Source organism: Companilactobacillus heilongjiangensis, from assembly GCF_000831645.3.
Taxonomy (GTDB): Bacteria; Bacillota; Bacilli; order Lactobacillales; family Lactobacillaceae; genus Companilactobacillus; species Companilactobacillus heilongjiangensis.
The window spans coordinates 204155-217178 of sequence record NZ_CP012559.1 but is presented as its reverse complement, the minus strand read 5'-3'; the positions used below and the strand labels follow the sequence as shown (position 1 = coordinate 217178).

Genomic DNA, 13024 nt, shown 5'->3' with positions numbered 1-13024 from the left:
GACCATGAAATCTCGACGATTTCATGGTCTATTTATTTAATCAGAAATTTAAACCACAACCTGTGATATTTGGTATCTCCATTTTTAGTTTTCCTATATTATTGATATTGGTATATATATTCTTGTGGGAGGAAATATTATGCTTTCATCTGGAACCATTAAACGGGGAATTAAATTAACTCTACTATTTTTATTTTTACCAATTCTAATGGCATTGTCAGTCAATGATTTTGATGCAAGGATCGATTCTACTTATATTACTGACGCACCAAGCGGCTTTGGTGAGCCCTCACCTATGGCAAATAAAGTCGGAATTCTTGTGACGAGTACTGGCATATCCAAGCAAGTCCAAGATAACTATAATGTCACTTTGGGAGATACAGTTAATATTTCTGCCGATGGTGAAAGAACCCCCTTGGATTTTGCAAGTGGTGGACTTAAGTCGGCTCTTGATTATCAATGGTCGATGGTCACTCCCAACAAAACCTGGAATGATATTGAAGGGGCAAAATCAAATACCTTAAAGTTCACTCCTCATCAGGAGGGGACTTATTGGTTTCAGCTTAAAATAACATATTACATTCAAAACTTGCTTAATCCCTTTTACCCATATCAAAATAATATGTACACCAAAGTCGCAAAGGTAATTGTCACAAAAAATAGAGTTAAAGTAGATTCTATTGATATAAAAACTAGCTCAGATTATATTTATAATAAACGTAACTTTTTCAACGATAATTCTACATACGCCTCGGCGATAATAAAACCCACCAATTCAACTGAACAAGTCAAATGGTCGCTCGTTCAAAATGATAAATTAGCTGAAATTGGTGATAATGGACAAATAAAAGCAAATCTAGTTTCAGATGAGGATAATCAGTCTGGTGAAATTGAAGTACACGCCACAGCCAATCATGACTTGCAAGAAACTGAGCTTGTACATATGGCTAAAAAAATAAACGTCGGTGGTGGTTTACTTGATACGCACGCTTCAGTTGGAAATTCAGCCTTATTTGAAATTCAGGGTATTAACTCTCCCAAGAGTAGAATAGCTACTGATAATATTAATATTACTTGGGAATGTAAGAAAAAAGGAACAGATAAATATCAAGACATCTCATCTTCAAATAAATCTGATAATAAATTTGAGTTTAAAACTTCCGATGTTTCTCTTTCAGACGACGGCGACTTATATCGTGCGACTATTAAAACATCGATTAATAATGAAGAACAAAGCTATACGACTAACCCTGCAAGATTGATAGTTCACTCACCTGAGACTTCTAATATTGATTTCTCAACTAGTATTCATAATGGCATTAATTATGATGAAAATGATAAGAATATCAATCTTTCAAATATTTCCTCACATGATGAAGTATCATATGACTTTATTCTCAGTAATTATAGTAATAATGACATCAAGGACTCCACATTAAGTATCTTAATATCCAAATATACTGACACAAATAAAGACTCCATTTTGCTCGATGGTAGTATTGAGTCACCTGAAATTCAGATAGGTGAAAATTTCAAACATCTGACATTTAAAATACCAACACTAAAGTCCAAAGAGACAAGGAAGATTCAAGTAAGAATCAATTCTACAATTATAGAAAAGAGCCAAACATTAATATTTCATCCAACATATACATATGTCCAAAATGGTTATCATACTGCTGTTGGTCCAGAGTTATCTTTAAAGTACACTTCCGATAGTATTGAACTTCATCCTAAAAATATTGTATTTGAACCAATAACCTACTTTGACCAGAATCACATAAAACATAGAACATCTTCTAATATTCCCATTACATTTGACGACCAAAGAAAAGATAAATCAAAGGGTATATCTGTATATCTACAACAAACCTCTAATTTTATGGACAAAAGCAAAAACATACTACCATTCCATTTGATTTTTTATAAATCTGACGGAAGTGCTAACGACATAAAAGATATGACTCAAATAGCCACACTTAAACCCAACTTTCCAATTGATCCAATTCATTGGGATAGGAATCATGGACTTCTTTTGCACGTCGATAACTTCAATAACCTGACCCCTGGAAACTATTCAGCAAACATTACGTGGACCGTTATACAAGCACCAAGTTGAAATGACAAACGGTACAATTCACACGCATTAAATTGGATAACGTCTCAAAATGTTTATACTTAGCATTAAGAAGAAAAGAAACGAACTAGAGTAATTCCTCTTCTTCGGAGTCTCACGAAAGTGAGCGTACATCTACCAAGACATTCGCGATTTAAAAAGGTCGCAGTTGCGGTGGTTGTAATGAATGGGAATAGTTTTACAAATTAAATTGAATCGAGATGAGGCAAAATCAAAAATTTATTTGAGTTTTGCAATATCGATCCATGTTAATTCATAAATATTGTATTTGGAGTAAGTTTCTGCCCCTTTTAAAAACCAGTAAGCTATTAATTTTCATAATGAATCCTCCGAAAAGACAACTTAGTCTAGACAAAAAGGCCCCGGGATAAATTTCAGTCTGTGCACTGAATCCCGAGGTCATTTTTGTGTTTATTTTTCTAAGAAGCTCATGCGGTCAGCAATGTTTGTGATAACTCCATCGACACCCCAGCTCAATAGTTGTTGTGCGCGATTGATGTCATCAACTGTCCAAACGTTGATTTCATAACCGTAATCTTTCATTTGTTTTACTTTATCTTCAGTTAAACCTGAACTGTCTGGATGAACGATTTTAGCATGACAAGCTTGCATTACTAAATTCCAATCGTCACCTAAAGTTGCTCGGCTGAACAAAACAGCGTATTTCAATTCAGGTCTTAATTTATACATTTTCTCAAGCATAATTGGATTGAAACTAGAGATAATCAATTCAACGTGATCATCCAATCTGTCCAAAGCTTTCGAAAATTCTTCAACTAATCGGTCAGCCAAATAATTAGCATTGTCCCCTACAACACCTTTTAGCTCGATATTAGCATTTATTTTGTGGATATTTAGAAAATCAATCAATTGATCTAGTGTTGGAACCTTTTCCCCACGATACTTTTCGGCAAACCAATATCCGGCATCAGCAGATTCAACTGTGGAACTGTCCACTGTTTCGATCGAACCAGATTGGTTAGTCGTACGATTCAATTTGTCATCGTGAATCACAAAGACCTTTTCATCCTTAGTAATGCTTAGATCAGTCTCAATCCATTTAACATCATGATTAACGACCACATTAAAAGCAGCCATCGTATTCTCTGGAGCTAAGGTTGGTATTCCTCTATGAGCAATAATTTTTTTATCCATAGTAATCCTCCAATAAGTAGAGTATACAACAATATACGAGGTACAAAAAAACCGAGAGTACAATATGTATCCTCGGTTTTATGGGATTCTTGTGATTATTTTATCGGTTTGGTTATTTTTATATAGGCAGTGGCTCTAAAACGAGCTACACAAGGGCAACTCCCTGTCTCCACTCTCTACCTAAAACGAGTTCCGCAAGCCAATTTCTTCCGCTTTGCATAGCTTCCCAAATCATCCGCAAGGTACACGGATAATTCGTGAAGCTACGCAAATGCTCGGGAATTCCCAGGCTTGCTCCACTCTCTACCTATGCTTGGTATCTTGATACTCCATCAAGATAAGTTTCTGACAATGTCATATCATCATCAAGAACGATGAAATCGGCATCTCTACCGTCAGCGATAATACCACACTTGTCAGCTACTTTTGAACTCTTAGCAGCTGTGTAACTAGCCATTTCTACGGCTTCTTCGTCTGTAGCAATGTTCCAGTCAACAACGTTCTTGATAGCATCTTTAAGCAATAGAATTGAACCGGCAAGGTTGTGTGTTTCGTCTGTTAATCTTGCTGTACCATTAGCAACTACAACTGGCAATTCACCCAATACATAGTTACCATCTGGCATCAAACCGGCACGCATACAATCAGTAATTAGGGCAACATGTTCAGCACCCTTCTTTTCGATTACGATTCTTGCAGCAAATGGGTTAACGTGGTGACCATCACAGATTAATTCGTCATCAACTAGGTGCATTGAAAGTGCAGCACCAACCATACCTGGTAGACGGTGGTTTAATCCACTCATTCCGTTATATGTGTGTGTAAATCCTGTAGCACCAGCTTCAACACAGGCTTTAGCTTGTTCAAATGTAGCATCACTGTGACCTAAGTAAACAGCAACGTCATCTGAAGCAACGGCCTTAACGAATTCTGGAGCACCTTTTCTTTCAGGAGCAATAGAAATTTTCTTAATCATACCGTGAGCAGCATCTTGCCAGTCTTTGAATTCTTCGGCATCAGGATCTCTGAAGTACTTAGGGTTTTGGGCACCCTTGTGTTTTTCAGTATAGAAAGGTCCTTCAAAGTGAATACCTTGAATTTTAGCACCAGTGGCTTTTTGATAATTGTCACCGATTGTTTGACAGATGTGTTTTAGTTGATCGTGTGAAGCTGTCAAAGTTGTTGGTAACCATGAAGTTACACCAGCTTTAAGCAAACCTTCTGACATTTCGTTCAACTTTTCAAAATCGTCATCCATAACATCGTGGCCAACAAGACCATGAATATGTGTATCAACAAGACCTGGGGCAATAAACTTGTCTGAATAATCAACAATCTTGCCTTCTGGCTTCTTTTCGTCAGCAGTAAAGAATTTACCAAACTTACCGTCATCGGTAACTTCTAGATAGCCACCGTTTTCAGTTGTGTTTTTTAAAAAGAACTTCTTAGCATGAATATAATATGACATTTTCTAGTCTCCTTACTAATTTTAACAATTTCATTATAACATTGTGTAATGGTCTATACCAAGACTAATCATGAACTTTTTCACAAAATATTATTTAATCAAAGACATTTCATTCGATACATTGAAATTTAAAATAGTAATAGAATTGGAAGTATGTTTCCAATTTTTACTTTTTTCTTACAAATTGGAAACATACTTCCAACTTTTGCTTTTTTCTTACAAATTGGAAACATACTTCCAACTTTTGCTTTTTTCTTACAAATTGGAAACATACTTCCAACTTCTGCCTTTTTCTTACAAATTGGAAACATACTTCCAACTTCTGCCTTTTTCTTACAAATTGGAAACATACTTCCAACTTTAGTTTTATTGAATTAACTAAGAACCATAATAAAAGGGATACTGAAGATTTTTGTCTTCGGTATCCCTTATTTAATCTCAATTATATAGGCAGTGGCTCTAAAACGAGTTCCGACAGGGCAACTCCTTCCGCTTTGCATACCTTCTCAAATCATCCGCAAAGTACGCGGATAATTCGTGAAGCTACGCAAATGCTCGGGAGCTAACCGCCCTGTCTCCACTCTCTCTAATTATGCTTGGTATCTTGAAACTCCATCAAGATAAGTTTCTGACAATGTCATATCATCATCAAGCACAATAAAGTCAGCATCTCTACCGTCAGCGATAATACCACATTCATCAAGTACTTTAGAACTCTTAGCAGCTGTGTAACTAGCCATTTCAACAGCTTCTTCGTCCGTAGCAATGTTCCAGTCAACAACGTTCTTAATAGCATCTTTCAATAGTAAAATCGATCCAGCTAAACTATGTGGAGCTTCCTTCAATTTAGCAGTTCCGTCGGCAACAACAACTGGTAATTCACCCAATACATAGTCGCCATCTGGCATCAAACCGGCACGCATACAGTCAGTAATCAACGCAACGTGTTCTGGTGTCTTCTTTTCGATTACAATTCTAGCAGCATATGGATTAACGTGGTGACCGTCACAGATCAATTCGTCATCAACTAGGTGCATTGAAAGTGCAGCGCCAACCATACCTGGAAGTCTGTGATTCAAACCGCTCATACCATTATATGTATGTGTAAATCCGGTAGCACCAGCTTCGACACAGGCTTTAGCTTGCTCAAATGTAGCATCACTGTGACCCAAATAAACGGCAACTTTATCAGATGCAACGGCTTTAACAAATTCTGGGGCACCCTTTCTTTCAGGAGCAATAGAAATTTTTCTAATCATGCCATGGGCAGCATCTTGCCAATCTTTGAATTCCTCAGCATCAGGATCTCTAAAGTACTTAGGATTTTGAGCACCCTTGTGTTTTTCAGTGTAGAAAGGTCCTTCAAAGTGAATACCTTGAATCTTAGCACCGGTAACTTTCTTATAGTTATCACCGATTGTGTGGCAAATACTCAATAATTGATCATGTGAAGCTGTCAAAGTTGTTGGCAACCATGAAGTTACACCAGCTTTCAACAAACCTTCTGACATTTCATTGAGCTTGTCAAAATCATCATCCATAACATCGTGGCCGCAAAGACCATGAATATGAGTATCAACTAAACCAGGGGCAATAAATTTGTCAGAGTAATCAACAATCTTGCCAGCTGGTTTTTCTTCATCAGCAGTATAAAACTTACCGAATTTACCGTCATCAGTGACTTCTAGATAACCACCGTTTTCAGTAGTATTTTTCAAAAAGAACTTCTTAGCATGAATAAAATATGACATTCTCAAATCTCCTTCTACTTTTTTCATTGATAATTAAATATGCCGTTTCCAGAGCCGAGAGCATTTATCTGCTATGCGGACCGGCCCGAGCCAAAGTTCGGTCTCGAACCTCGGTTTGAAGCCTTACCAAAGACCGGTAAGTCTCCAAACACGCCCGGTGGTGTAAGAGCTAAAGCTCTAACGCCACACCCACAGCGGGTAAATAATCTCATCTCTTCCGACTAATTTAAATACTTTATTCCTCAATTACATTACTAAATATCTACGCGTTCAATTGGGGTTCTATCCAATATTATAATTCTCCACTTTAAATCAAACACATCAGTTCAATCCCAAGAGAATAATAATTCCAATATTTTAATTAACCTAGCCTCCGGTTGACAGTTATTCACCAGTAGTGGAGGTGGCGTTATGGCTTTAGCCATTACACCACGGGGCGACTTTGGAGACTCGCCGGTTTTGCGAGGCTTCAAAGCGAGGTGTGAGACCTTGGCTCACGCCGGTCCCCACATCAGGCGAAATAACTGTCAACCGGAGGCGGCAGTGAACACAACACATAAAAGGTTGAAACAAATTAATGTTTCAACCTTTTTGTTTCATTAATTACTATTCGTAATCGTGAATTGTAACACCTTTGACAACACGGTTTACTGTACCGCTTGCTGATGGTGTATCAGGTGTGTTGTTAACTTTGATTGAGTTCATCAATGCAAATGTTTGTGCGAACACTACGTCTGGTAATGCTTGATATAGTTCTGGTAGATCTTTGGCTCCAGCTTTAATGAAGAAGTTGTCGCCTGAGAAGTCGTTGTCATCTGATGTACCAACTCCAACAACTTTCTCACAAATTTCGTCACCCTTGATTTCTTCCAAGATATCTACATCGTATTGACGAGTATATTTATCATTGCTCATGAAATCAAAGACGATTGTCTTTCCGTTAACATATGACTTTGGACCGTGACGGAATCCCATTGATGAATCAAAGATTGTTGTCAATGCTCCGGCAGTTAATTCTAGTACCTTCAATTGGGCTTCACGAGTAAGTCCTGAAAGTGAACCACTACCTAAGTATGTAATACGGTCATAGTCTAAATCAGCGTAGGCTTGAATTTCGTCCTCACGACTAATAACTTCTTGACCCATCTTAATCATTGTATCAACCCAAGCTGTTTTCTTATCTTCAGCACTTGTATCAAAAATCAATGCGGCCGTTAAGGTCATGCAAGAGAAGCTTCCGGTCATGGCGAATCCCTTATCATTTGAAAGTGCTGGTTGAAGAAGTAGAAGATTACCGTCTTCGTTTTCAGCTTTCTTAGCTAAATGTCCTTCTGGAGCACAAGTGATAGTGATTTGATACAAATTCTTGATAAGCTTTTCAGCTAGTTCTACAGTAGCAACACTTTCAGGAGAGTTACCACTTCTAGCGAATGATACTAAAATTGTTGGATCATCACTTCTTAAGTTATCTAGTGGAGCAGAAACAATATCAGTTGTAGGAATACTTTCAAAAACAAAGTGTGAAGTATCGCCAGCACGGTTTAAATATGGTCTAAGCGTATCCCCTACATAAGCTGAAGTACCAGCACCTGTGAAGATAACTCTGATTTTTTGGTCTGGATATGTCGAAGTTATTTTACCTAAAAAGCTATCTATCTCAGATTTTTTAGCTGTGTAGTTTTGGAAAGCTTCTTTCCATAAGTCTGGCTGTTGTTGAATTTCACGAGTAGTGATCTTAGCACCCATCTTTTCTAGTTCTTGATCTGTTTTTGTAAACATGATATTGGATCCCTTCTCTAAATAATTTTTAACCTAAGAATTTTATGTGAAGCACTGCTAATTCTTTAACGGTAAAGTCAACGTGATAGATTCCTTTAGAATCCAAGGTGACATCTAATACTTGGTTTTGAACTGAATTATCCGTGTCACGATATGTAACTGAAACTTGTTTAACATTACGATCTTTCAAGAAGAAATTAATCCCATCAACATCATCAATCGACCAGTTGCTGATAATCATTTCTGATTGGTTTTCATCAATGATCATCTTGCAATTGTACATGTTGACCAAATGTGGCACGCTTAATTGTTCTTCAAAGAATTGCTTCAAATCTCCCTCACGAATGTCAGTATATTGAGCTTGCCAACCATACTTTGGAGAATCTGTCATTGGTAGGACATAGAACTTATCGTCGCTGACAGTTACTGGTCCTAACTTGTTCTCTAAACGGTCATAAGCTGATGAATGTACTGTCACCTGAGATTTATAATCAACTTTTACATAGTCGCCTGTGTGAGTTAACATGGTCAATCTTGGATTATTGATGCCAGAAATCGTTTCACCATCAAATTGTTCAAATGATTGATGTCCAGAACGATTCTTGATAACTTCAATATCCGTTGCATTGATCAAATTCAATAGATGACGATTGTTCAAGATAATTACGGCATCCCCGTCCAAAAGAACGAAGTTACGTGTAAACATCTGTCTGATTTGTTCATCAGATAAGGTATTCAAAAAGTTTCCGGTAATCGCAACACACTTATTTTTGATTTCCTGACCAATATAATTAAGTGGCTTGGTTGCAATACCAAGTGTTGACAGCAACTCTAACCATTGTGTCTGCGAAGCCATCAAACCTTCAAGTGTTCCCTCATTGTCGATTTTCGTCTTAGCAACGTCTTGATTCATTGGAACAATAACACCACTTCTATGTTCAATGGCGATTCCATTTTCATATAAGAAGTCTAAATACGCTTTATCATCGTTTAATAGGGAGTCATAACGATACGTCGTATTAATGCCATCACCCATCATGCTGAACATGTTAAGTAGAACACCATCCGCATGAACAAAACTAGTTGTATCTAATTGAAATTGCGTAAATTTATTTGATTTAGCATATTGCGAATACAAGAAACTTTCCATTTCAGGATAAATCTTGTGTTTATCACCAATTTCAGTTCTCGTAGCAACTGTATATTTCTCAAAATCACGAGCATATTGTTGAGGACTGACCTCGTTATATGCTGGTAAATGTGGACGTGATACAGCTGGTGTATCTTCACCGCTCAATTCGTCCAAGAGCTTTTGCCAATCACGACCTTCGAGTGCGTGAACTTCTGGCCAAGAACTCATCAAACCTAGGCGAGTCGTTGGAGATACAGCGTGAACTTTTTGTTCAATCATATGTGCAACATGTAAAATCTCCGCACGTGCAACTTGTAAATATGCATTACGATATTTATTTTCTCCACCAGTGAACATCTTGGCCACGAAATCTTCGCGGGATAAGTCTGTTTCCAAAATCTCATTGTATTGCTTCATGTGATCTTCACAGAAACATCCCAGAGCGAAAGGAGCATTTTTATAATGTCTGAAATCATCTTCCAGCCATAGTTCATTGGGGTGAATACTTGCCCAGATGGCATAGATATCACTGATATAATCAGTCCAACCTTTATATCCGGGGCAAGCCATAGAAATACTTTTGACACCTTGATAGTTAACCATCGGTTTAATATCAAGTTCTGGTTTAATATGGATACCACGATCTGAGTGATTCATGGTTGTCCAAGGGTTCAAACTTACGGTGATACCAAGTTCTTTTAGTGGCTGACTAATTTCGTCAACGTTAGTAATTAATTCTTTAGCTTTTTCTAGAGTTATATGAGCATCTGATAATTCTTCTTGATTGATGAAAAAGGCAACATCGGAAACATGGGCTTTTTTGACAAAATCAATCAATCGCTGTTTTTTATCAGCATCATAAACGTTACTATCTATTGCTAGACGCAGAGTATAACGATAAGGATTATTCATCCTCTTCATCATCCTCATCAGAGTCAGAATTTATAAAGGCGTTAACGTCAACGATACCATCCTTGGCTTCCTTCATAAGATCTGCAACTTTGATATCTGAACCGATAAATTTTTGATTAGCGTAATTAATAACCATTGGTAGATTTAAGCCAGAAATAACATGCATGTCAGGGTAAGTTTGTGTCAAGTTAACGGCGACGTTACCTGGTGTACCACCAAGTAGATCAACGATTAAGAAAACTGGTTCCTTGCCGTAATATTTTTTAATTTCTGTTTCAGCTTTTGCCTTCAAGTCTTCAGGACCATCTGATTTTTCTAGGCCTAAAGCACTTGTTTCAGGTAATTCACCGATAATTAATTCTGCTGATTTTAATGTTTCGATTGCCATATTTCCATGGCTCATCAAGATTAATGCCATAATTTAAAAACCTCCTAGATTTTGCCAAGAACGCCGATTGCTGAAAGGATAACTGCAAAAATGATAACGATGAAGATAACCTTTGTAGATGTCATGCCTTTTTTACCTAATAACCAGTAAACAAGACCAACGATACATGCTGGAACTAGCTTTGGAAGAATCATATCAATATTCGTTTGAACTGATAGTGAAACTTTACCCATGTGAGCAACTAATGGAACTTGAACGTTGATCATAGTAGCAACCAAAGCACCAACGATGAAGACACCAAGCAATGTAGCAGCGTCTGTTAAAGCATTCAATTGACCTTGCATTTCAGAAACAAGTTTTGTACCTGTCTTATAAGCAAAGTGAAGTTGTTTCCAACGGAATACCATGATAGCAATATTAACTGCTAACCATAGGAATAATCCAAGTGGGTTACCTTGTGAAGCCATTGTAGCAGCGATAGCACCCATGATTGTTGGTACCAAAGCAGCGAAAAGTGAATCACCAATAGCAGCGAAAGGTCCCATAAGACCTGTCTTAATACCAGAAACAGTATCTAGTGAATCAGCACCTTCCTTACCTTCAATGGCAAGATCGATACCTGTAACGATTGTGTTAAAGAAATTACTTGTGTTGAAAAATTGGTTGTGAGTCTTCATAGCTTCTTTTAGCTCTGGAGTACCTTCACCATAAATTTTTCTTAGTTGTGGCAAGATTATATATAAGTAACCTGAAGCTTGCATTCTTTCATAGTTCCAACCCATTTGGAAACCAAACATACTACGTTTGTTAATTTGGTTGAAATCTTTTTTAGTTAATTCATACTCTTTATTCTTCTTCATCACCGTCTACCTCCCCATTAGCGTCTTCAATTTCATCGTCTTCGTCTTCATCTTCGTCGTCAGAAGCAGTGTTCTTAGGACCAGCAGCTTGAGCGCCGTTAATCTTAGCAATTGACTTCTTGTATTCAAGAATGGCAAATGCAGCACCGATTAAAGCGATAGCTAACATTGGAAGAGCGTTAAATGTTGTTGTAAATGCTTTGTTTGCAGCTGTAAGACCAGTACCAAGTGTTTGGATACTTGTAAATACTGTTGATAGTAGAGCTGTAATTGTGAAACCAAGGATCAAGTAAGCGATGTGTTTCTTAACTGGTAAGTAGTGAAGCAAGATAGCGAAACCAACGGCAGGAAGTGTAGCACCAGCTGTTTGTAGACCAGTGTTCAACCATTGTAAGTCTCCGTTTAGATATGTAACCATTGTCTTAACAACACCTTGACCTAGAGCCAAAGCTAAGAATACAGGGATACCACGTGATAGACACCATGGAAGTGCACCCATGATTGTGTGTCTTTCAATACCTTTGTAGTTGAAGTTTTCAATATCCTTATCAACTTTGTGTTGGAAATATGTGTTAGTAAATCTAGCAAGAATATCAAATGATGTTAGAAGTGCGGCAACTGGAACACCGATAGCGGCAATAGCTGTAGCAGCCTTCATACCAGTACCGATTGAAAAGGCAGTAGCCAAAACAGTACCTGAGTTGGCATCGATCTTTGAAGCACCACCGAATGTACCAACACCTAGAACTGTCAATTGAAGTGCAGCCCCGATAATAAGCCCTGTCTTCATGTCACCCATGATTAAACCAGAAATCATTCCGGCCCAAACGGGTTGACTCAATGATGAATTCATTTGTAATTCATCATAGATGTTATACATAGAATATGCCGTGAGAAGCAATATTTGAACAATTGTAAAACTCATAGTTCTTTCCCCCAAATTCAGTTTTTATTTTTTGTACTCTTTCAAGATACCTGCAAAGTCCTTGATTGGGTCACTTGGAACCATTTGTGCTGTTACTTTAACGCCAGCATCCATAATCTTGTGGAATGCATCGTAATCGTCATCAGTAACGTTGATTGATTGTGTCAAATGTTGAGTTGTGTCTTTTTGTGACATATTACCAACATTGATTGTGTCGAATTTAACGCCTTCTTCAATCATGCTTACAAGTGTTGCTGGTTTCTTTACAACAAGGAATACTTTTTGTGAATCGTATTTTCCGGCTAAGATATTGGCTGAAGATTTCTTTGTTCCTAAAATACTTAGGTTGACCCCAGCTGGTTTAGCTAATTTAAGGGCAGTTTTTTGAATATCACTCTTTATAATTTCGTTATCAACTACCATGATTCTTGATGCTTGTAATTTAGTTGTCCATAAATTAGCTACTTGTCCGTGAATTAATCTTTCATCAATTCTTACTGCAATAATACCCATATCT

General features: G+C 37.4%; 10 protein-coding genes. 1 reads left to right on the top strand and 9 read right to left on the bottom strand.

From position 1 onward, the window contains the following. Nucleotides 1–139 precede the first annotated feature (139 nt). Nucleotides 140–2119 carry a hypothetical protein gene (locus JP39_RS00910; protein ID WP_041500974.1) on the top strand — a complete coding sequence of 660 codons (1980 nt, stop codon included), beginning with the start codon at nucleotides 140–142 and terminating at the stop codon, nucleotides 2117–2119. 429 nt (nucleotides 2120–2548) lie between these two features. Here the strand turns inward: JP39_RS00910 and JP39_RS00905 are convergent, their stop codons facing one another. The 9 genes from JP39_RS00905 to JP39_RS00855 form a co-directional block, all read right to left on the bottom strand. Continuing rightward, complete coding sequence (locus JP39_RS00905) at nucleotides 2549–3292, bottom strand: glycerophosphodiester phosphodiesterase family protein (RefSeq protein ID WP_041500975.1); 744 nt, start codon at nucleotides 3290–3292, stop codon at nucleotides 2549–2551. 307 nt (nucleotides 3293–3599) lie between these two features. After that, entirely contained in the window at nucleotides 3600–4760 is a 1161-nt protein-coding gene (gene nagA / locus JP39_RS00900; RefSeq protein ID WP_041500976.1) for an N-acetylglucosamine-6-phosphate deacetylase, read from the bottom strand. 590 nt (nucleotides 4761–5350) lie between these two features. Then, nucleotides 5351–6511, bottom strand: a complete 1161-nt coding sequence (gene nagA / locus JP39_RS00890; RefSeq protein WP_041500978.1) for an N-acetylglucosamine-6-phosphate deacetylase — start codon at nucleotides 6509–6511, stop codon at nucleotides 5351–5353. A gap of 606 nt (nucleotides 6512–7117) precedes the next feature. After that, nucleotides 7118–8290, bottom strand: coding sequence for an SIS domain-containing protein (locus JP39_RS00880; RefSeq protein ID WP_041500980.1), 1173 nt, complete (start codon nucleotides 8288–8290; stop codon nucleotides 7118–7120). Nucleotides 8291–8318: 28 nt separating this feature from the next. After that, nucleotides 8319–10334, bottom strand: coding sequence for a hypothetical protein (locus JP39_RS00875; protein WP_041500981.1), 2016 nt, complete (start codon nucleotides 10332–10334; stop codon nucleotides 8319–8321). After that, entirely contained in the window at nucleotides 10327–10752 is a 426-nt protein-coding gene (locus JP39_RS00870; RefSeq protein WP_041500982.1) for a PTS sugar transporter subunit IIA, read from the bottom strand. The genes JP39_RS00875 and JP39_RS00870 overlap by 8 nt, the downstream gene beginning before the upstream one ends. 14 nt (nucleotides 10753–10766) lie before the next feature. Continuing rightward, nucleotides 10767–11582: a PTS system mannose/fructose/sorbose family transporter subunit IID gene (locus JP39_RS00865; RefSeq protein ID WP_041500983.1), complete on the bottom strand. Its 816-nt coding sequence runs from the start codon at nucleotides 11580–11582 to the stop codon at nucleotides 10767–10769. Beyond that, entirely contained in the window at nucleotides 11569–12507 is a 939-nt protein-coding gene (locus JP39_RS00860) for a PTS mannose/fructose/sorbose/N-acetylgalactosamine transporter subunit IIC (protein ID WP_041500984.1), read from the bottom strand. Before JP39_RS00860 ends, JP39_RS00865 begins: the two co-directional genes overlap by 14 nt. Before the next feature lie 24 nt (nucleotides 12508–12531). Then, nucleotides 12532–13020, bottom strand: a complete 489-nt coding sequence (locus tag JP39_RS00855) for a PTS sugar transporter subunit IIB (RefSeq protein WP_041500985.1) — start codon at nucleotides 13018–13020, stop codon at nucleotides 12532–12534. Between the last annotated feature and the right edge of the window lie 4 nt (nucleotides 13021–13024).

Bases quoted from the DNA above. Each gene is read 5' to 3' on its own strand.
- JP39_RS00855 (WP_041500985.1), bottom strand. From the start codon at position 13,020: ATGGGTATTATTGCAGTAAGAATTGATGAAAGATTAATTCACGGACAA.
- nagA (WP_041500978.1), bottom strand. From the start codon at position 6,511: ATGTCATATTTTATTCATGCTAAGAAGTTCTTTTTGAAAAATACTACT.
- JP39_RS00870 (WP_041500982.1), bottom strand. From the start codon at position 10,752: ATGGCATTAATCTTGATGAGCCATGGAAATATGGCAATCGAAACATTA.
- JP39_RS00910 (WP_041500974.1), top strand. From the start codon at position 140: ATGCTTTCATCTGGAACCATTAAACGGGGAATTAAATTAACTCTACTA.
- JP39_RS00865 (WP_041500983.1), bottom strand. From the start codon at position 11,582: ATGAAGAAGAATAAAGAGTATGAATTAACTAAAAAAGATTTCAACCAA.
- JP39_RS00905 (WP_041500975.1), bottom strand. From the start codon at position 3,292: ATGGATAAAAAAATTATTGCTCATAGAGGAATACCAACCTTAGCTCCA.
- JP39_RS00880 (WP_041500980.1), bottom strand. From the start codon at position 8,290: ATGTTTACAAAAACAGATCAAGAACTAGAAAAGATGGGTGCTAAGATC.
- JP39_RS00860 (WP_041500984.1), bottom strand. From the start codon at position 12,507: ATGAGTTTTACAATTGTTCAAATATTGCTTCTCACGGCATATTCTATG.
- JP39_RS00875 (WP_041500981.1), bottom strand. From the start codon at position 10,334: ATGAATAATCCTTATCGTTATACTCTGCGTCTAGCAATAGATAGTAAC.
- nagA (WP_041500976.1), bottom strand. From the start codon at position 4,760: ATGTCATATTATATTCATGCTAAGAAGTTCTTTTTAAAAAACACAACT.